The sequence below is a fragment of the Streptomyces sp. NPDC089424 genome (assembly GCF_044749345.1).
Taxonomy (GTDB): Bacteria; Actinomycetota; Actinomycetes; order Streptomycetales; family Streptomycetaceae; genus Streptomyces.
In genome coordinates this window covers 77008-95459 of the sequence record NZ_JBIVHU010000012.1, presented here as the reverse complement: position 1 = coordinate 95459, position 18452 = coordinate 77008, and the positions used below count along the sequence as shown (strand labels likewise).

The 18452-nt window shown below is 71.8% G+C and carries 17 protein-coding genes and 1 riboswitch; of the genes, 9 read left to right on the top strand and 8 right to left on the bottom strand.

From position 1 onward, the window contains the following. Positions 1-7: 7 nt before the first annotated feature. On the bottom strand, positions 8-1219 hold the full coding sequence (gene nagA, locus ACIP2X_RS36780; RefSeq protein ID WP_401682363.1) for an N-acetylglucosamine-6-phosphate deacetylase: 1212 nt from the start codon (positions 1217-1219) through the stop codon (positions 8-10). Then, positions 1219-2163 carry an ROK family protein gene (locus ACIP2X_RS36775; RefSeq protein WP_401682360.1) on the bottom strand — a complete coding sequence of 315 codons (945 nt, stop codon included), beginning with the start codon at positions 2161-2163 and terminating at the stop codon, positions 1219-1221. Before ACIP2X_RS36775 ends, nagA begins: the two co-directional genes overlap by 1 nt. 148 nt (positions 2164-2311) lie before the next feature. On the opposite strand from ACIP2X_RS36775, the gene ACIP2X_RS36770 reads away from it, so the two are divergent. The 3 genes from ACIP2X_RS36770 (at position 2312) to otsB (ending at position 4909) form a co-directional block, all read left to right on the top strand. After that, on the top strand, positions 2312-3550 hold the full coding sequence (locus ACIP2X_RS36770; protein ID WP_401682357.1) for an ABC transporter substrate-binding protein: 1239 nt from the start codon (positions 2312-2314) through the stop codon (positions 3548-3550). A gap of 35 nt (positions 3551-3585) precedes the next feature. After that, positions 3586-3819, top strand: coding sequence for a DUF3263 domain-containing protein (locus ACIP2X_RS36765; protein ID WP_401682355.1), 234 nt, complete (start codon positions 3586-3588; stop codon positions 3817-3819). A gap of 229 nt (positions 3820-4048) precedes the next feature. After that, positions 4049-4909 (top strand): trehalose-phosphatase, encoded by an 861-nt coding sequence (otsB, locus tag ACIP2X_RS36760; RefSeq protein ID WP_401682353.1) that lies wholly within the window; start codon positions 4049-4051, stop codon positions 4907-4909. A gap of 51 nt (positions 4910-4960) precedes the next feature. Here otsB and ACIP2X_RS36755 read toward each other — a convergent pair whose 3' ends face one another. Further along, on the bottom strand, positions 4961-6361 hold the full coding sequence (locus ACIP2X_RS36755; RefSeq protein WP_401682351.1) for a trehalose-6-phosphate synthase: 1401 nt from the start codon (positions 6359-6361) through the stop codon (positions 4961-4963). A gap of 83 nt (positions 6362-6444) precedes the next feature. After that, positions 6445-7389 carry a glucosyl-3-phosphoglycerate synthase gene (locus tag ACIP2X_RS36750; protein WP_401682348.1) on the bottom strand — a complete coding sequence of 315 codons (945 nt, stop codon included), beginning with the start codon at positions 7387-7389 and terminating at the stop codon, positions 6445-6447. Between the two features lie 172 nt (positions 7390-7561). Further along, a riboswitch (SAM riboswitch) is annotated at positions 7562-7717 on the top strand. Positions 7718-7735: 18 nt separating this feature from the next. Here ACIP2X_RS36750 and thrC point away from each other — a divergent pair. The 4 genes from thrC to groL all read left to right on the top strand — a co-directional run bounded on the left by thrC (position 7736) and on the right by groL (position 11952). Continuing rightward, positions 7736-9025, top strand: a complete 1290-nt coding sequence (gene thrC, locus ACIP2X_RS36745) for a threonine synthase (protein WP_401682345.1) — start codon at positions 7736-7738, stop codon at positions 9023-9025. 47 nt (positions 9026-9072) lie between these two features. Further along, complete coding sequence (locus ACIP2X_RS36740) at positions 9073-9348, top strand: MoaD/ThiS family protein (RefSeq protein ID WP_401682342.1); 276 nt, start codon at positions 9073-9075, stop codon at positions 9346-9348. 455 nt (positions 9349-9803) lie between these two features. Next, on the top strand, positions 9804-10007 hold the full coding sequence (locus ACIP2X_RS36735; protein WP_219092312.1) for a cold-shock protein: 204 nt from the start codon (positions 9804-9806) through the stop codon (positions 10005-10007). A 322-nt stretch (positions 10008-10329) separates the two neighbouring features. Beyond that, positions 10330-11952 carry a chaperonin GroEL gene (gene groL / locus ACIP2X_RS36730; RefSeq protein WP_401682339.1) on the top strand — a complete coding sequence of 541 codons (1623 nt, stop codon included), beginning with the start codon at positions 10330-10332 and terminating at the stop codon, positions 11950-11952. Between the two features lie 79 nt (positions 11953-12031). Here groL and ACIP2X_RS36725 read toward each other — a convergent pair whose 3' ends face one another. Next, positions 12032-12706 carry a class I SAM-dependent methyltransferase gene (locus ACIP2X_RS36725; protein WP_401682337.1) on the bottom strand — a complete coding sequence of 225 codons (675 nt, stop codon included), beginning with the start codon at positions 12704-12706 and terminating at the stop codon, positions 12032-12034. Positions 12707-12913: 207 nt separating this feature from the next. Here ACIP2X_RS36725 and ACIP2X_RS36720 point away from each other — a divergent pair, with 207 nt between their 5' ends. Continuing rightward, positions 12914-14044 carry an NADH:flavin oxidoreductase gene (locus ACIP2X_RS36720; protein ID WP_401682334.1) on the top strand — a complete coding sequence of 377 codons (1131 nt, stop codon included), beginning with the start codon at positions 12914-12916 and terminating at the stop codon, positions 14042-14044. A gap of 192 nt (positions 14045-14236) precedes the next feature. Continuing rightward, positions 14237-15721, top strand: coding sequence for an MFS transporter (locus tag ACIP2X_RS36715; protein ID WP_401682331.1), 1485 nt, complete (start codon positions 14237-14239; stop codon positions 15719-15721). 10 nt (positions 15722-15731) lie between these two features. Here ACIP2X_RS36715 and ACIP2X_RS36710 read toward each other — a convergent pair whose 3' ends face one another. The 3 genes from ACIP2X_RS36710 to ACIP2X_RS36700 form a co-directional block, all read right to left on the bottom strand. Continuing rightward, entirely contained in the window at positions 15732-16301 is a 570-nt protein-coding gene (locus ACIP2X_RS36710; protein ID WP_401682328.1) for a hypothetical protein, read from the bottom strand. A gap of 132 nt (positions 16302-16433) precedes the next feature. Then, positions 16434-17369 (bottom strand): N-acetylmuramic acid 6-phosphate etherase, encoded by a 936-nt coding sequence (gene murQ / locus ACIP2X_RS36705; RefSeq protein WP_401682325.1) that lies wholly within the window; start codon positions 17367-17369, stop codon positions 16434-16436. Positions 17370-17457: 88 nt separating this feature from the next. Beyond that, the gene (locus ACIP2X_RS36700) at positions 17458-18432 is read right to left on the bottom strand and encodes a MurR/RpiR family transcriptional regulator (protein ID WP_401682322.1); all 975 of its coding nucleotides are present in this window, start codon (positions 18430-18432) and stop codon (positions 17458-17460) included. Positions 18433-18452: the final 20 nt, after the last annotated feature.

Genomic DNA, 18452 nt, shown 5'->3' with positions numbered 1-18452 from the left:
GGAACATTCAGTCCAGTTGGGGACCGACCACCCATTCTCCGCGGCGCATCACGCCCTTGAGGTCGAAGTCCGCGTCCAGGACCACCAGGTCGGCGTCCTTGCCGGGCTCCAGGGAGCCGATCCGGTCGTCCACCCCGAGCAGTCGCGCCGGGTTGGCGGACAGGGCCCGTACGACGTCCTCGACCGGCAGGCGGTCGATCGTCACCGCCCGCTTGAAGGCGCGGTCCAGGGTGAGTGTGGAGCCGGCGATGGAGCCGCCCTCGACCAGCCGGGCGACGCCCTCGCTGACCTCGACCTCCAGCGGACCCAGCATGTAGCGGCCGTCGCCGAAGCCGGCCGCGTCCATCGCGTCCGTGATGAACGCGACCCGCTCCGCGCCCGCGTGACGGAACGCCAGTTCCAGGGCGGCCGGGTGCAGATGCGTGCCGTCGTTGATCAGCTCGACCGTGACGCGCTCGTCCTCCAGCAGGGCGGCGATCGGGCCGGGGGAGCGGTGGCCGAGCGTGGGCATCGCGTTGAAGAGATGCGTGGCGACCGTGGCGCCCGCGTCGATCGCCTCGGCCGTCTGCTCGTAGGTCGCGTCCGTGTGCCCCACCGCCGCGATCACGCCGTGCTCCACGAGCAGCCGTACGGAGTCGATGCCGCCCGGCAGTTCGGTGGCGAGGGTCAGCATCCTGGCCTGGCCGCGCGCCGCGTCGATCAGCTTGCGCACGTCCGCCGGCTGCGGGTCGCGCAGCAGTTCCTCCGAGTGGGCGCCCTTGCGGCAGGGCGAGATGAACGGGCCCTCGAAGTGGATGCCGGCGATCTCGCCCTGCTCGGCCAGCTCGGACAGCAGGCCGGCGCGGTGGGCGAGGAAGTCCATGTCGCCGGTGACGGTGGAGGCGACCAGGGTGGTCGTGCCGTGCAGGCGGTGGGTGCGGATGCCCTGGAGGACCTCGTCGACGGTGCCGGAGGTGAAGGAGGCTCCGCCGCCTCCGTGGTTGTGGATGTCCACGAAGCCGGGGACGATCCAGTGGCCGGTGAGGTCGACCCCCTGGACGCCGGGTGCGGAGGTGGCGGCCACACGGGTGCCCTCGACGACCACTTGGCCGTTCTCGACGGTTCCGGTGGGGAGGACCACGCGGGCACCGGTCAGCACCAGGGGTGCTCCGGCCGTCGCGGGCTGCGGGTGCGTGGTGGCTGGTCGCGCAGTTCCCCGCGCCCCTGTGGGGGTTGCCATCAGGGTGTTGCCTCCTTGCGGTCGGTGAGGTCGAGGAGATCCCAGGCCAGCAGGCCGGCTCCCAGGCATCCCGCGGTGTCCCCGAGGGCCGCGGGGATGATCGTCGGCAGCTTCTGGAAGGTGACGCGCCGCTGGACCGCGTCGCGCAGTGGTGTGAACAAGGTTTCCCCCGCCTCCGCCAGCCCGCCACCGATGACGAGCGTGCGCGGGTCCAGCAGGGTGAGGGCGGTGACCAGGCCGTCGGCCAGGGCGTCGACGGCCTGCTGCCAGACGCGCGCGGCGCGGGGGTCGCCGGACTCGACGGCCTTCGCGCAGTCCGCGGCGTCCGCCTCGGGGGCGCCGGTCGCGGCGGCCCAGGCCTCGCTGACCGCCGACGCCGAGGCGAAGCGCTCCAGGCAGCCGTGTTGGCCGCAGGGGCAGGGGGTGCCGCCGGGGCGTACGACGACATGGCCGATCTCGCCCGCGAAGCCGTGCGCGCCCGATTCCACCCGGCCGTCGATGCCGATGGCGCCCGCTATCCCGGTGCCGAGCGCCACGAACAGGAAGCGGTCGGCGCCCTGCCCGGCGCCGATGCGGCCCTCGGCGAGGCCGCCGGTGCGCACGTCGTGGCCGAGGGCGACGGGCAGGCCGCCGAGCCGCTCGCCGACCAGCGCGCGCAGGGGAACGTCACGCCAGCCGAGGTTGGCCGCGTAGGCGGCTATGCCCCGCTGTTCGTCGACGATGCCGGGCACGGCGACCCCGGCGGCGACGGCGGGGGCGCCGAGGTGCCGCTCGCCGTGCTCGCGGAGCTCCGCGGCGAAGTCGAGGATGCCGTCGACGACGGCTTCGGGCCCGCGGGCGCGGCCGGTGGCGCGGCGTGCCTGGTGCAGGAGGGTGCCGTCCGCCCCGACCAGGGCGGCCTTCATCCCGGTGCCGCCCACATCGAGGGCGATGACGTGTCTCACGGGGGACAGTGTGGCCCGTGTACCCGGAAGAGGTCTAGTCCACTTGCGTGGTGTAGACCTTAATCCGTAATTCGGACGACGTGAACGACGTATGGACAGGGTGGGTTACAGCGTGCAGCGGCGGCGCAGAAAAGGAATGATCGCGGTGATGTCCGCACTGGGCATGACAGCGGTGCTGGGTGGCTGCGGCCTCACCGGAGGTTCCGACGACGTCACGCTGAGACTCGTGGCCGCGGACTACGGCGACAACGCGGCGAACAGCTCGAAGAAGTACTGGGCGCAGCTGGTCGACGCCTACGAGGCCGACCATCCCGGCGTCCGGGTCGAGGTCAGCGTCTACTCCTGGAGCGACGTCGACCGCGAGGTCAAGGAGATGGTCGACGCCGGCAAGGCGCCCGACATGGCGCAGATCGGGGCGTACGCCGACTACGCGGCCGACGATCTGCTCTACACCGCGGACGACCTGCTCTCCATACCCGTCCAGGCCGGCTTCTCCTCCGCCTTCGCGGGGGCCGGGCAGGTCAACGGGGTGCAGTACGGCATGCCGTTCGCCGCCTCCACCCGGCTGCTCTTCTACAACAAGGAGCTCTTCGAGGAGGCCGGCGTCACGCCGCCGACCACCTGGCAGGAGCTGGCCGACGCCGCCGAGGCGCTGAAGGCGGACGGTGTGAAGTACCCGTACGCGCTGCCGCTCGGCTCGGAGGAGGCGCAGGCCGAGACCATGCTGTGGCTCCTCAGCGGGGGCGGCGGCTACACCGACCCGGTCGGCCGGTACACCATCGACTCCGCGGAGAACGTCGCGACCTTCACCTGGCTGCGCGACGAACTGGTCGGCGAGCAGCTCACCGGCCCGGTCGCCCCGGGAAAGCTCGACCGCGCCGACGCCTTCGCCGCCTTCGCCAAGGGCGAGGTCGGCATGCTGAACGGCCATCCGTCGCTGATGAAGATGGCCGAGAAGCAGGGCGTGCGGTACGGCATGGTGCCGTTGCCCGGCGTGGAGGGCGAGTCCAAGGCCACCATGGGCGTCGCCGACTGGATGCTCGCCTTCCGGCAGAACGGCCACAAGGAGCAGGTCGGCGACTTCCTCGACTTCGTCTACAGCGAGCGCAACGTCCTCGACTTCTCCCGCCGGTACGACCTGCTGCCGGTCACCAACCCCGCCTCCGAGGCGATGAGCGGGGCGGCCCAGGACCGGGACCTGAAGCCCTTCCTGGACGAGCTCGACCTCGCCGAGATCTACCCCGTGGGCAAGACGTCCTGGGCGTCGATCAGCGCGGAGGTCAAGAACCGGATCGGCACCGCCGTGGCGCCGGGCGGCAGTCCGGCGGCGATCCTCGGCCAGTTGCAGTCGACGGCCACGACGGCGGAGAGCTCGGCGGCGGGGTGACGCCGTTGTCGGTGGGGGCGGCTACCGTGCGGGGCATGGACCAGGAGCAGCTCGCGCGACGGGAGCAGGACATCCTCGCCCTGGAGCGCAGGGGCTTCGCGGGCCCCGGCGCCAAGGAGCGCGCGATACGCGAGGAGCTCGGCCTGGCCCCGGTCCGCTACTACCAGCTGCTCAACGCCCTGCTCGACGATCCGCGCGCGCTGGCGCACGACCCGGTGACGGTCAACCGGCTGCGGCGGATACGGGAGCGGCGCCGGGCGGAGCGCTAGGCCTGTCCGACGATTCGCCTCGTCGCCCGGAGGGCGGCCGTCCGGCGTCAGGTGCGTGCTCTGGGGTCCCCCCGGCCGAAGGCTGGGGGAGTGCCGGGTCCTGACCCGCGTGCTGGACGTACTCGGGTCGGGGCCCGGTGCGGCGAGAGTGCGTGCATGGCGCCGTCCGGCAGCCGGGAATCGTCGGACAGGCCCTAGGGTCCGCCCAGCCGGTCGATAGGGTCGCTCCATGGGCAGTCATGAGACCGAGACCGGCAAGACTCTTCCGAAGCCCGCCACCTCCGCCGGGCGGGCCGGGCTCGACGCGATCCTCGCGCGGCCCGGCAAGGCGGTGATCGCGCTCGACTTCGACGGGACCCTCGCCCCGATCGTGCCCGACCCCGAGCAGGCCCGCGCCCACCCGGACGCCGTACCGGCGCTCGCCGCCCTGGCGCCCCGGGTCGCCGCCGTCGCGGTGGTCACCGGCCGCCCGGCCGCCGTCGCCGTGCGCCACGGCGGCTTCGCGGGCGTCGCCGGTCTGGAGCACCTCGTCGTCCTCGGTCACTACGGCGCCGAGCGCTGGGACGCGGTCAGCGGCGAGGTCAGCGCCCCCGCCCCGCACCCCGGCGTCGCCGCCGTCCGTGCCGAACTGCCCGGACTGCTCGACGGGTCCGGCGTCGGACCGGGCACGTGGACCGAGGACAAGGGCCACGCGATCGCCGTCCACACCCGCCGCGCCGAGGACCCGCAGGCCGCCTTCGAGGCCCTGCGTCCCGCCCTGACGGACCTCGCCACCCGGCACGGCCTGATCGTCGAGCCCGGCCGCCTGGTCCTGGAACTGCGCCCGCCCGGCATGGACAAGGGCGTGGCCCTGCTCGACCACGTGCGCGGACTCGGCGCCGAGTCCGTCCTCTACGCCGGAGACGACCTCGGCGACCTCCCGGCCTACGCGGCGGTCGACACCCTCCGCTCCGAGGGCACCCCCGGCCTGCTGGTCTGCAGCGGCAGCGACGAGGTGACCGAGCTGCGCGAGCGCGCGGACCTGGTGGTCGCGGGCCCGCAGGGCGTCGTGGAACTCCTCGCGGGACTCGCGACCCACCTCAAGGCGTGAGCGCGCCGGGCGGCAGCGGCAGGACCGGCGCGGCCCCCGGCCGCCCGGAGCTCAGTCCCCCGCCTGGTCCCGCAGGGCGTGGAGTTGGTCGAGGAACCACTGGGACGGAGGCAGCGCGGTGGCGGTCGCCGCGAGCCGCTTGGCCCGCTCGGTGCGTTCGGCGGGGCGCATCGACAGGGCCTCGTGGAGCGCGGCGGCCGTGCCGGTGACGTCGTACGGGTTCACCTCGATCGCGTCCTCGCCCAGCTCCTCGAAGGCACCCGCCTCCCGGGACAGCACCAGCGCGCACCCCTCGTCGGAGACGACGGGCACCTCCTTGGCGACCAGGTTCATGCCGTCGCGGATCGGGTTCACCAGCGCCACGTCCGCGAGCCGGTAGGCGGCCAGGGAGCGGGCGAAGTCGTCCTTCACGTGCAGCACGACCGGCGTCCAGCCCGGGGTCCCGTACCGCTCGTTGATCTCGTCGGCCACCCGCCGCACCTCGGCCGTGTAGTCGCGGTAGACGGCGAGGTCCTGCCGCGAGGGGTAGGCGAAGGCGACGTGGACCACCCGTTCACGCCATTCGGGGCGGTCGTCGAGGAGCTGCCGGTAGGCGAGCAGCCCCCGCACGATGTTCTTGGACAGCTCCGTCCGGTCGACGCGGACGATCGTCCTGCGGCCCTCGCCGATCTCCGTGCGCAGCGCGGTCATCCGCTCCTCCACGTCGGCCTCGTGGGCGCGCTCGCGCAGGAAGTCGGCGTCGGCCCCGAGGCCGTGCACACCGATCCGGGTGTCCCCGAGCCCGCCGGCGAAGGCCTCGCAGCACGCCGTGAAGGCGTCCGCCCACCGCCGGGTGAGGAAGCCGAGCCGGTCCGCGCCGAGCATGCCCCGCAGCACCTGCCCGGCGATGTCGTCCGGCAGCATCCGGAAGTACTCCGGCGGTGCCCACGGGGTGTGCGAGAAGTGGCTGATCCGCACGTCCGGCCGCAGCGCGCGCAGCATTCCAGGCACCAGCGTCAGGTGGTAGTCCTGCACCAGCACGGCCGCCCCTTCGGCGGCCTCCTCGGCCAGCGCCTCGGCGAACGACCGGTTGTAGGCCTCGTACGACGCCCACTGCCGCCGGAACTCCGCGTCGAAGACCGGCTCCAGCGGCGTCTGGTACAGCATGTGGTGGACGAACCACAGCACGGAGTTGGCGATGCCGTTGTACGCGTCGGCGTGCACGTCCGCCGCGATGTCCAGCATCCGCACGCCGGACTCCCCGACACCGCGCCGCACCGCCTCGCGGTCGCCGTCGCCGAGGGCGGAGCACACCCACAGCGCGCCCGCGTCGGGACCGATCGCGGAGAGGCCGGAGACGAGCCCGCCGCCACCGCGTCTGGCGTGCAGCGAGCCGTCGTCGCGTACCTCGTACGAGACCGGGCCCCGGTTGGAGGCGACCAGTACCTGCGCGGGACCGAACGTCGAAGCCATACGCCTCAACCTAGCCCTCTCCTGATCCGCTCAAACGTACGGTTCGAGCCCGAAACGGGACCGTATACAGCCGTATCCCACGGTCAGGCCACTTTCCGGGCCGCGTACTCCGCGATCTCCACCATCGGCGGCCGCTCCTCCGTGTCCACGGAGTAGGTGCGCGGCTCGAAGCCGTCCTCCACCCGTTCGAACTGGGTGAGGCTCGGGCGGACGAGGTGGCCGCGGGCCAGCCGCAGCTGGGCCGTGCGGTAGATCGCCGCCGCCATCCGGCCCAGCGCCTGACCGTCCTGGTGCCGGTGCTTGCGCACCCCGACGTCCACCTGGGCGAGGGCGTCGAGCCCGACCAGATGCAGGGAGTCGACCAGCATGCCGAGCTCCACGCCGTACCCGACCGGGAACGGCAGCTGCTCCAGCAGCGAGCGCCGGGCCGCGTACTCGCCGCCGAGCGGCTGCACGAAGCCGGCCAGCTGCGGCCAGTGCAGGTTCAGCAGCGGGCGGGCCACCAGCTCGGTCACCCGGCCGCCCTGCCCGGCCGCGCCGCCCAGGGGGCGGTCGTACATGCCCTTCACGAGGGCGATGTCCGGGTCGGTGAGCAGCGGGCCGACGATGCCCGTGACGAAGTCCGAGGTGAACTCCTTCAGGTCCGCGTCGATGAAGCAGACGATGTCGCCCCGGGTGACGAGCAGGGAGCGCCACAGCACCTCGCCCTTGCCGGGAACGGCCGGGAGGCGGGTGAGTATCGCGTCGCGGTGGGCCACCCGGGCGCCCGCCGCCGCGGCCACCTCGGAGGTGCGGTCGGTCGAACCGGAGTCGACCACGACGATCTCGTCGACCAGCGGGACCCGCTCCACGAGGTCGCGACGGATCGCGGCGACGATGTCGCCGACCGTCTCCTCCTCGTCCAGCGCGGGCAGCACGACACTGATCGACTGGCCCGTGCCGCGCTTCGCGGCCAGGATCGTCTGGAGCGGGCGGTCGGCCAGCGACCAGGAGCGGGTGCTCAGCCAGCGCTCGACTTCCTCCAGCACAGTCCGGTGCTCCTCTGCGTTCTCTTGCGGGCGGACGCGTTCTCTGTGATCCATCTCGCGGTTCGGACGACTATCTCAACTGTCCTGGCCTTCGGTTACAGTCTTGAACAACGCTGGTGCCCGTCGCATGTCGGGGGTCGTCGGCGCGCACCACGGCACAACAACCACATACAGCTCATCCAGAGGGGCAGAGGGAAACGGCCCGTTGAAGCCCCGGCAACCCTCCAGTCGGTTCTCGTAGATCGTTCTCGATCGTTCCGCGAGGCTCCCGGCTAGGGAAGGTGCCAATTCCGTCTCACGGCGAGATGCGTCGTGAGGAAGATGAGGAGAAAGGGCCTCGCCTCACATGGCTGTGCAGACTGTCGAAAGCAGCACCAGCAATCCCACCGTCGATCTCGGTCCCGCCACGGCGCTGTCCTGCCGTGAATGCGGCCACCGCGTTCCGCTCGGCCCGGTCTTCGCGTGCGAGGAGTGTTTCGGCCCGCTGGAGATCGCCTACGACTTCTCCGCGTACGACGCCGAGGAGCTCCGCAAGCGCATCGAGGCGGGTCCGTCGAACATCTGGCGTTACGCGCCGCTGCTGCCCGTCCCCGCCGACGTGGCCGGCAAGCCGAATCTGAACCCGGGCTGGACCCCGCTGGTCCAGGCCGACCGCCTCGCCGGCGAACTCGGCGTCGAGCCCGGCAAGCTGTTCGTCAAGGACGACTCCGGCAACCCGACCCACTCCTTCAAGGACCGGGTGGTCGCCCAGGCGCTGGAGGCCGCGCGGGCCTTCGGCTTCACCACCCTCTCCTGCTCCTCCACCGGCAACCTCGCCGGCGCCGTCGGCGCCGCCGCCGCCCGGGCGGGCTTCCGCTCCTGCGTGTTCATCCCGCACGACCTGGAGCAGGGCAAGGTCGTCATGGCCGCGGTCTACGGCGGCGAACTCGTCGGCATCGAGGGCAACTACGACGACGTGAACCGCTTCTGCTCCGAGCTGATCGGCGACCCGGCCGGCGAGGGCTGGGGCTTCGTCAACGTCAACCTGCGGCCGTACTACGCGGAGGGGTCCAAGACCCTGGCGTACGAGATCTGCGAGCAGCTCGGCTGGCGGCTGCCCGACCAGATCGTGGTGCCGATCGCCTCCGGCTCCCAGCTCACGAAGATCGACAAGGGGCTGCAGGAGCTGATCAGGCTCGGGCTGGTCGAGGACCGGCCGTACAAGATCTTCGGGGCGCAGGCGGAGGGCTGCTCGCCGGTGTCGACCGCCTTCAAGTCCGGGCACGACGTCGTGCGGCCGCAGAAGCCGCACACCATCGCCAAGTCGCTGGCCATCGGCAACCCGGCCGACGGGCCGTACGTGCTGGACATCGCGCGGCGCACCGGCGGCGCGGTCGAGGACGTGACGGACGAGCAGGTCGTGGACGCGATCAAGCTGCTCGCGCGGACCGAGGGGATCTTCGCGGAGACCGCGGGCGGGGTGACCGTCGGGGTGACGCGCAAGCTGGTCGAACTCGGCGTGCTGGACCCGTCGCTGACGACCGTCGTGCTGAACACCGGGGACGGCCTGAAGACGTTGGACGCGGTGGCGGGCACGGGTCTGACGGCCACCATCCGGCCCAGCCTGGAGTCGTTCCGCGAAGCCGGCCTCGTCTGACCCCGCCCCGCCCTCTCAGGTCCGCCATCCCACCGGAGGTTTCCCCCGTGAGCGTCACCGTCCGCATCCCCACCATCCTGCGCACCTACACCGGTGGCCAGGCCGAGGTCCCCGCCGAGGGTGCGAACCTCGGCGAGGTGATCGCCGATCTGGAGAAGAACCACACCGGCATCGCCGCCCGGGTCCTGGACGACCAGGGCAAGCTGCGGCGGTTCGTCAACGTGTACGTCGACGACGACGACGTCCGCTTCGAGCAGGGTCTGGAGACGGTCACTCCGGACGGTGCCGGCGTGTCCATCATTCCGGCGGTCGCCGGCGGCTGAACCGCCCGCTGGACACGCCGTTGCGTTACCGTGAGTAACTCCGGTTACGCGATGTTCATCGAATTGCCCCCTCCGTGAGAGAAGCGGAGGGGGCAATTCAGTGTGGTTGAGCGCGGTAGAGTTGGGGAACGCGTCGCGGCTCCACATGCCGGACGCATATGAGTTCCGGCTCCGATGCGATGAGAAGTAGCCAAAGTGTGTGGCTCTTTTGCGTCTTTCACTCCTTTTGTGGAGCCCGACTTGCCCTGAATTCGGGTGAATTCTCCCTAAATTACCGACCGTTGGCGCCCAGATTTCTCGTCCGATTGACCTGTTGCAGACGGCAGTTGGACAGATACATTCAGCCGCGGTCGACGCGTTCCGGCGCACGCCCCTCACAGCAAATGGCGGGCGAGGTCTGACCCGGATCCGCGAAGTGTGGATCTGTGCAAGGGCCAGTAATAGGGGAGTTAGGCATGGCTCAGGGCACCGTCAAGTGGTTCAACGCGGAGAAGGGGTACGGCTTCATCGCGGTCGACGGTGGTGCGGACGTCTTCGTCCACTACAGCGCGATCCAGATGGACGGCTACCGGACCCTCGAAGAGGGCCAGCGGGTCGAGTTCGAGATCTCGCAGGGCCAGAAGGGCCCGCAGGCCGACATGGTTCGTCTCACCGCTTAAGCGCGCGACCACCGTATGTGACGTTTCTGTTCGAAGGGCCCGTGCCTCCCCCGGGGGGCGCGGGCCCTTCGGCGTGCGCGGCCGGGGGCGTGTTCGCGGGCGGCGCAGACCTCGCCCGGATCCCGGGAGGCGCTTGCACTCGGCAGGGGCGAGTGCTAATCATTGGCGTTAGCACTCTGAAGGTGAGAGTGACAAAAGAAGGACCGGGTCGGTGAGGCCGCAAGCCGGGTGGGGCAAGGAACCACGAGGCAGGCGAGCCGTCCGTCGCGGGCGCGGGCGCGGTCCGAAGGAATCACCCCCAGTCCTGGAGGGACCACTTCACATGGCCAAGATCATCGCGTTCGACGAGGAGGCGCGGCGCGGCCTCGAGCGCGGCATGAACCAGCTCGCGGACGCCGTGAAGGTGACGCTCGGCCCCAAGGGCCGCAACGTCGTCCTCGAGAAGAAGTGGGGCGCCCCCACGATCACCAACGATGGTGTCTCCATCGCCAAGGAGATCGAGCTCGAGGACCCGTACGAGAAGATCGGCGCCGAGCTGGTCAAGGAAGTCGCCAAGAAGACGGACGACGTCGCCGGCGACGGTACGACCACCGCCACCGTTCTCGCCCAGGCGCTGGTCCGTGAGGGCCTGCGCAACGTGGCCGCCGGTGCCAACCCGATGGCCCTCAAGCGCGGTATCGAGAAGGCCGTCGAGGCCGTCTCCGGCGCGCTGCTCGACCAGGCCAAGGAGGTCGAGACCAAGGAGCAGATCGCCTCCACGGCCTCCATCTCCGCCGCCGACACCCAGATCGGCGAGCTCATCGCCGAGGCGATGGACAAGGTCGGCAAGGAAGGCGTCATCACCGTCGAGGAGTCCCAGACCTTCGGTCTGGAGCTGGAGCTCACCGAGGGTATGCGCTTCGACAAGGGCTACATCTCGGCGTACTTCGCCACCGACATGGAGCGCATGGAGGCGTCGCTCGAGGACCCCTACATCCTCATCGCCAACTCCAAGGTCTCCAACGTCAAGGACCTGCTCCCGCTCCTGGAGAAGGTCATGCAGTCGGGCAAGCCGCTGCTGATCATCGCCGAGGACGTCGAGGGCGAGGCCCTGTCGACCCTGGTCGTCAACAAGATCCGTGGCACCTTCAAGTCCGTCGCCGTCAAGGCCCCGGGCTTCGGTGACCGCCGCAAGGCCATGCTCGGCGACATCGCCATCCTCACGGGCGGCGAGGTCATCTCCGAGGAGGTCGGCCTCAAGCTGGAGAACGCGACCCTGGACCTCCTGGGCCGCGCCCGCAAGGTCGTCATCACCAAGGACGAGACCACCATCGTCGACGGTGCCGGCTCCGCCGACCAGGTCGCGGGTCGCGTCAACCAGATCCGCGCCGAGATCGAGAACAGCGACTCGGACTACGACCGCGAGAAGCTCCAGGAGCGTCTGGCGAAGCTGGCCGGCGGCGTGGCCGTCATCAAGGCCGGTGCCGCCACCGAGGTCGAGCTCAAGGAGCGCAAGCACCGCATCGAGGACGCCGTTCGCAACGCGAAGGCGGCCGTCGAGGAGGGCATCGTCGCCGGTGGTGGCGTGGCCCTGCTCCAGGCCTCCCAGGTGTTCGAGAAGCTGGAGCTCGAGGGTGACGAGGCGACCGGCGCCAACGCCGTGAAGCTCGCGCTGGAGGCCCCGCTCAAGCAGATCGCCGTCAACGGTGGTCTCGAGGGTGGCGTCGTCGTCGAGAAGGTGCGCAACCTGACGGTCGGCCACGGCCTGAACGCCGCGACCGGCGAGTACGTCGACATGATCGCCGAGGGCATCATCGACCCGGCGAAGGTGACCCGCTCTGCCCTGCAGAACGCCGCCTCCATCGCCGCGCTCTTCCTCACCACCGAGGCCGTCATCGCCGACAAGCCGGAGAAGGCCGCGGCCCCGGCCGGCGGCGGCATGCCGGGCGGTGACATGGACTTCTGATCCCTTCGAGGATCGGATCCGTCCGTAGGTACCGAGGGCGGCACCCCCTGGAGACAGGGGGTGCCGCCCTCGGGCGTTCTCAGGGTGTGGGGGCGTAGTACGAGGCGACGGCGGGCTGTCCGGTCCAGTTCGGCCCCGCCGCCGGGTCGGCACCCAGATAGCGGAACGGCAGTCGCACCGCCCGTCCACCCGCCAAGGTCAGCCGGTGACGCCGCGGGGCGTAACCGAACCCCGCCCGCCGCAGTGCCGTGAGCGCCGCCCGTCCGGCGGGTGAGCCGTCCGGGCCGCGCACCGAGTCCGGGTCGAAGTGCGCGATCAGCAGCCCGTCCGGGGCGAGCCAGGAGGCCGCGCGGGCGAGCAGTCCGAGCTGGTCGCCGACGTAGTGCAGCCCGTGGACGCAGGTGATCAGGTCGTACGTCCGCTCCGGCGTCCAGGTCGCGACCGAGGCGACGACCTCCCGCACGGTGGGCGGGGCCGGCACGGGAACCAGCGGGCCCACCAGATCCACTCCGGTGAGCACGGCGTCGCCGGGCAGGACCGAGGCCGCCTCGCGCAGGGCGCGGCCCTCCCCGCTGCACAGGTCCAGCCAGGACGGCGCGGACCGGCAGGCCAGCCGGCTCAGCGGGTCGAGGCCCAGTTCGCGTGCGTAGCTGTTGACGCCGGTGAGGCCGCGCTCCCGGTTCATCGTGTTGTTGGCCACCACGGCGGATCGCTCCAGCTCCTGCGGGGACACCAGGGCGGCGGGCTTCGTCATGCGGGCATTCTTCCGCCCCGACGGGAGCAGGTGAGTGACCCGGGTCACACCAGAGGGCACGGGGTGGGCCGGAATGGCGGGCGGCGGTGTGTGGTTGTCGCGGGAGTGTGATTCCATGCATACGCATAATTCGCACACGCATGGATCCGTTGTGCAGCGCCCCGCGTGTGCCCGACCGCCGACCGGCAAATCCCGAGGAGCCCCCACGTGACCGTCACCGCCTCCCCCGACACCTCCCGAGCGGCCCAGGTCCTCGCCCGTCCCTTCACCGTGGGCGGCCTGACCGTCCCCAACCGGATCGTGATGGCGCCGATGACCCGCAAGTTCTCACCGGGCGGCGTACCCGGCGCGGACGTGGTCTCGTACTACGCGCGCCGAGCCGGCGCGGGCGTGGGCCTGATCGTCACCGAGGGCACCTACGTCGGGCACGAGTCGGCCGGGGAGAGCGACGACGTGCCGCGCTTCCACGGCGAGGAGCAACTCGCGGGGTGGGCGAAGGTCGCCGAAGAGGTGCACGCGGCCGGCGGGAAGATCGTGCCGCAGCTGTGGCACATCGGCATGGTGCGCCGTCAGGGTCAGCCGCCGTACCCCGACGCTCCGGCGGTCGGCCCTTCGGGGGTGCGCACGGACGGCACCGAGGGCACCGGCCGGGTCATGACCCGGCGGGACCTGGACGACGTCGCCGGGGCCTTCGCCGAGGCGGCCGCCGCGGCCGAGCGGATCGGCTTCGACGGCGTCGAGCTGCACGGGGCCCACGGCTACCTCCTCGACCAGTTCCTGTGGGCCGGCACCAACCGGCGTACGGACGCCTACGGGGGCGACCCGGTGGCCCGCGTGAAGTTCGCGGCGGAGGTGGTGGCCGCCGTCCGCGAGTCGGTCTCGCCGGACTTCCCGATCCTCTTCCGCTACTCGCAGTGGAAGCAGGACGCCTACGACGCGCGGCTCGCCGAGAGCCCGCAGGAGCTGGAGGCCCTCCTCGCCCCGCTGGTGGCGGCCGGCGTCGACGGCTTCCACGCCTCGACGCGCCGCTACTGGCTGCCGGAGTTCGAGGGGTCGGACCTCAATCTCGCCGGCTGGACCAAGAAGCTCACCGGCAAGGCCGCGGTCACGGTCGGGTCGGTCGGCCTGGACGGCGAGTTCCTGAGGGCGTTCGCCGGTGAGGGGGCCGGGGTGGGCAGCATCGACAACCTGCTGGACCGGCTGGAGCGGGACGAGTTCGACCTGGTGGCCGTGGGGCGGGCGCTGCTCCAGGATCCGCTGTGGGCCCGGAAGGTGCTGACGGGGCGGTTCGACGAGCTGACGGCGTGGGACGCGGGGGCGCTCGGCTCGCTGAGCTGAGCGGGCGCCTGCCGCGCGGCGCGTACGAGTGCGACGCGTGCGCGTACGGCGGCGGGTGAGGGGCGGTACCCGGGGTGATCCGGGTACCGCCCCTCTTTGCGTGACCTTGACCTGGTTTTCTTGAGTAAGTCAATCAACTGACTTAAGGTTGCCTAAGTCAAGTACTTCGTCATGCCGTCACGGAGGCCATCCATGCCCGACACCCCTGCCCACCCCGCCCCGACCGGGGGATCCGCCCCGCCGAGGTCGAACGCCGTGGTGGCGGTGCTGGCCTTCGCGGGAATCGTCGTGTCCCTGATGCAGACGCTGGTCATCCCGATCGTGCCCGAGCTGCCGCGGCTGCTGAACGCCTCCTCGTCGAACACCGCCTGGGCCGTCACGGCCACGCTGCTCGCCGCCGCCGTGGCCACCCCCGTGATGGGCCGGCTCGGCGACATGTACGGCAAGCGGCGGATGCTGCTGGTCAGCGTGGTGATGCTGGTCGCCGGCTCGGTGACCGCCGCCCTCAGCGACACCCTCGGCCCGATGATCGTCGGCCGGGCCCTCCAAGGCCTGGCCTCGGGTGTGATCCCGCTCGGCATCAGCATCATGCGCGACGAACTCCCCGCCGAACGCCTCGGCTCCGCCACCGCCCTGATGAGCGCCTCCCTGGGCGTCGGTGGCGCCCTCGGTCTGCCGGCGGCCGCGCTGATCGCCGACAACTTCGACTGGCACACCCTGTTCTGGACCTCGGCCGTGCTGGGCGTCGTGGCCGGCGGTCTGGTGCTCGCCCTCGTCCCGGAGTCCCAGGTCCGCACCGGTGGCCGCTTCGACCTGGTCGGCGCCCTCGGCATGGCGACCGGACTGGTCTGCCTGCTGCTCGGCATCTCCAAGGGCGCCGACTGGGGCTGGACCAGCGCCACCACCCTCGGCCTGTTCGGGGTGGCCGTCGTGGTCCTTCTCGTCTGGGGCCGGTGGGAGCTGCGCGTCGGACAGCCGCTGGTCGACCTGCGTGCCACGGTCCGTCGCCAGGTCCTGGTCACGAACCTGGCCTCGGTGGCCGTCGGCTTCGCGATGTTCGCGATGTCGCTGGTCATCCCGCAGATGCTGCAACTGCCGTCGGCGACGGGCTACGGCCTCGGCCAGTCGATGCTCGCGGCGGGTCTGGTCATGGCCCCGTCCGGCCTGGTCATGATGGCCACGGCGCCGGTGTCGGCGGCCGTCTCCAAGGCGAAGGGCCCCAAGGTCACCCTGATGATCGGCGCCCTGATCGTCGCGGCGGGCTACGTCCTCAACATCGCCCTCATGGACCAGGTGTGGCACTTCGTCCTGGTCTCCTGCGTCATCGGCGCCGGCATCGGCTTCACCTACGGCTCGATGCCCGCGCTCATCATGAGCGCCGTACCGGCGTCGGAGACGGCCGCGGCGAACAGCCTCAACACGCTGATGCGGTCCATCGGTACGTCGGTGGCGAGCGCCGTCGCGGGCGTGATCCTGGCCCAGATGACGACGACGTTCGGCTCGTTCGCGCTGCCGTCGCGGGACGGCTTCCGCACGGTGCTGGCGATCGGTGCCGGGGCCGCGCTCCTCGCGTTCGTGGTCGCGACGTTCCTGCCGCGTCAGATCCCCGGCGGACGTGCGTCCCTGGGATCGCCCTCGGCGGCGCCGCAGCCGCTGCCGGAGTCCGCCAAGGCGTGAGCGCCCTCGCTCACAGATTCCCCATCGGCTCGATGTCGACCCGTACCGGGGTGCCCCAGACCCGGAGCACCTCGTAGTCGGTGAACTCGTGCACGAGCCGGTACGCCGTCGCGGGCCGCGAACCCCGCCGCTGGGCCGCCAGATACAGCTCGGCCTCGCGGCGGTCCCGGCGCGGGGTCCCGCACAACTGCCACTCCTGCCCGTTCCACAGCTCCGGCAGCCACCGCTGCTGGGGCTGCGGCCGGTCCTCGCGCACGCCGTACCGGGACGGCGTGGAGCCGCTCGACGGGGCGGGGGCGGCGGGCCCGTTGAACTCGGCCCTGCGGGCGGTCCGGCGCCGCGTCTCGCACAGCAGGCACCGGTCGGGCGCGCTCTCGTCGACGGGACCCGTCGGATGCTCCGCGCAGCGCGTGCTGGGAGCGGCGCCGGTGACGCTCTCCTCCAACAGCTCGAGGGCCCGCCGCAGATCGGCCCTGACCTCGTGCAACCGCGCGTCCGGGGTGTCCCCGCCGAGAGCCTCGCCGTGCTCGCCGAGCAACCGAAGAGCGCGCCCCAGGGCGGTGAGCTGAGCGTGATTCATGAGCGGTCGCCTGTGATCCTTCCCGGTGGTCCGTCCCGTATGACGCGGACCTGCGATGGTACGAGGCAAGGGTGACCGGACACGAGTCCGTGGCACCCGCCGGGCGATCGGGCGAGGGGGCCGGATCCGGGGTCAGCGCGCCGCAGCCGTGAGCGCCGCGCGCAGGTGGCCGCCGGACTCCTCCAGAAGACGGGCCGCCGTGCCCCCGTCCACCCCGCCGGCGATCGCCAGGATGGCCGCCTTGACCTCGCCGTCGGTGGCGGCGAGGGCCTGCTCGATCTCCTCGTCCGACGCCCCCGTGGCCAGGGCGACGATGCGGCGGGAGCGGGCGCGCAGCTTCTCGTTGGAGGCGCGGACGTCGACCATGAGGTTCCCGTACGTCTTGCCCAGCCGGATCATCGTGATCGTCGAGAGCATGTTCAGGACCAGCTTCTGTGCCGTGCCGGCCTTCAGCCGGGTGGAGCCGGTGAGCAGTTCGGGGCCGACGACGATCTCGATGCCGTGGTCGGCGGCTGCGGCCAGGGCGCTGTGCGCGTTGCACGAGAGGCCGACGGTCAGGGCGCCGTGCGACCGGGCGTGCTCGACGGCGGCCACGGCGTACGGGGTGCGGCCGGAGGCGGAGATCCCGACCACGGTGTCGTCGGGGGTCAGCCGCAGCGCGTCCAGGTCCTGCCGCGCCAGCTCCCCCGAGTCCTCGGCGCCCTCGACGGAGGTGACCATGGCCTCGGGGCCGCCCGCGATCAGGCCCACGACCCTGGTGGGGTCGGTGTTGAAGGTGGGCGGGCACTCGGAGGCGTCCAGCACGCCGAGGCGGCCGGCGGTACCGGCGCCGGCGTAGACGAGCCGGCCGCCGCGGGCCATCCGGGCGGCGATGTCGTCGATCGCCGCCGCGATCCGGGGCAGCCGCTCGGCGACGGCGGCGGGCACCAGGGCGTCCTCGCCGTTCATCAGCCGTGCGATCTCCAGGGTGGGCAGCCGGTCGATCTCGGCCAGCTCGGGCCGGAACGCCTCGGTGGTCAGGGTCTCCAACTGCGCTTGCACATCACGGGGGCCGGAGGTGGAGGTCATGGGGAAGCGGCTCTTTTCGATGTCTGGTCGGCGACTTCTCGGTAAGGGCCGGACGGGCCGGCGGAGCGCGGGCCCGGCGGGGCCGGCGTCACGGCTGCCGGGACCCACTGCGGTGCCGGTGGGCCAGCGCCTCGTACGACGCCGACAGCGCCGGTGCGGCCCGCTCGTACGTACGCTGCGCCACCCCCACGAACAGGCAGTCCACGACCAGCAGCTGACTGGTCCGCGACGACATGGCCGCCGGCCGCAGCTCGCTCTCGCGGGCCGTGGAGGTCGTCAGGACGTGGTCGGCGTACTGCGTCACGGCCCCGTCCGGGCGGCCGGTGATCGCCACGGTCGTGGCGCCGCCCTCGAAGGCCACCCGCAGCGGCTCGATGACGTCCGTGGTCGAGCCCGAGTGGGTGATGGCGATGGCGACGTCCCCGGCGCGCAGTTGCACGGCGTTGGTCACGGCGAGGTGCGGATCACTGTGGGCGTGGGCTATGAGCCCTATGCGCAGCAGCTTCTGGGTGAGGTCCTGCGCGACCAGTCCGGAGGCGCCGATGCCGTACACGTCGGTGCGCCGGGCGGCGGCGAGCGCGGTGACCGCCGCGCCGAGCTGCGCGGTGTCGAGCCCGGCCGCCGTGTCGGCCAGGGTCTGCTGCTCGTCGTAGGCGAGCTTGGCGACGACGTCGGCGATAGGGTCGTCCACGGCGATGTCGGTGGTGATGGCGGGGGCGCGCCCGGACTGCTGCTGGGCGGCCAGGCCGGCGAGGGCGAGGCGCAGATCGCGGTAACCGGGGTAGCCGAGGAGGCGGGCGGTGCGTACGACGGTCGCCTCGCTGGTGCCGGTGAGCTCGGCGAGGCCGGTGACCGTGAGGGCCGCGCAGCCGGCCGGGTCGCTCGCCACGGCCTCGGCGACGCGCTGCATGGAGCGGGTCATGGAGGGTGCCAGGGTGCGCACCTTGGCGGCGAGGGCGGCGGGCGCGGGCGGACTCGTGCGGGGAGCCGCGCCGGGCCCGGAGGCCGCACCGGGCCGGGCCCGGCCGCCGCTGCCGAAAGTTTCCTTCACTTCACGGGTCACAGGTGAAAGATATTTTCGGC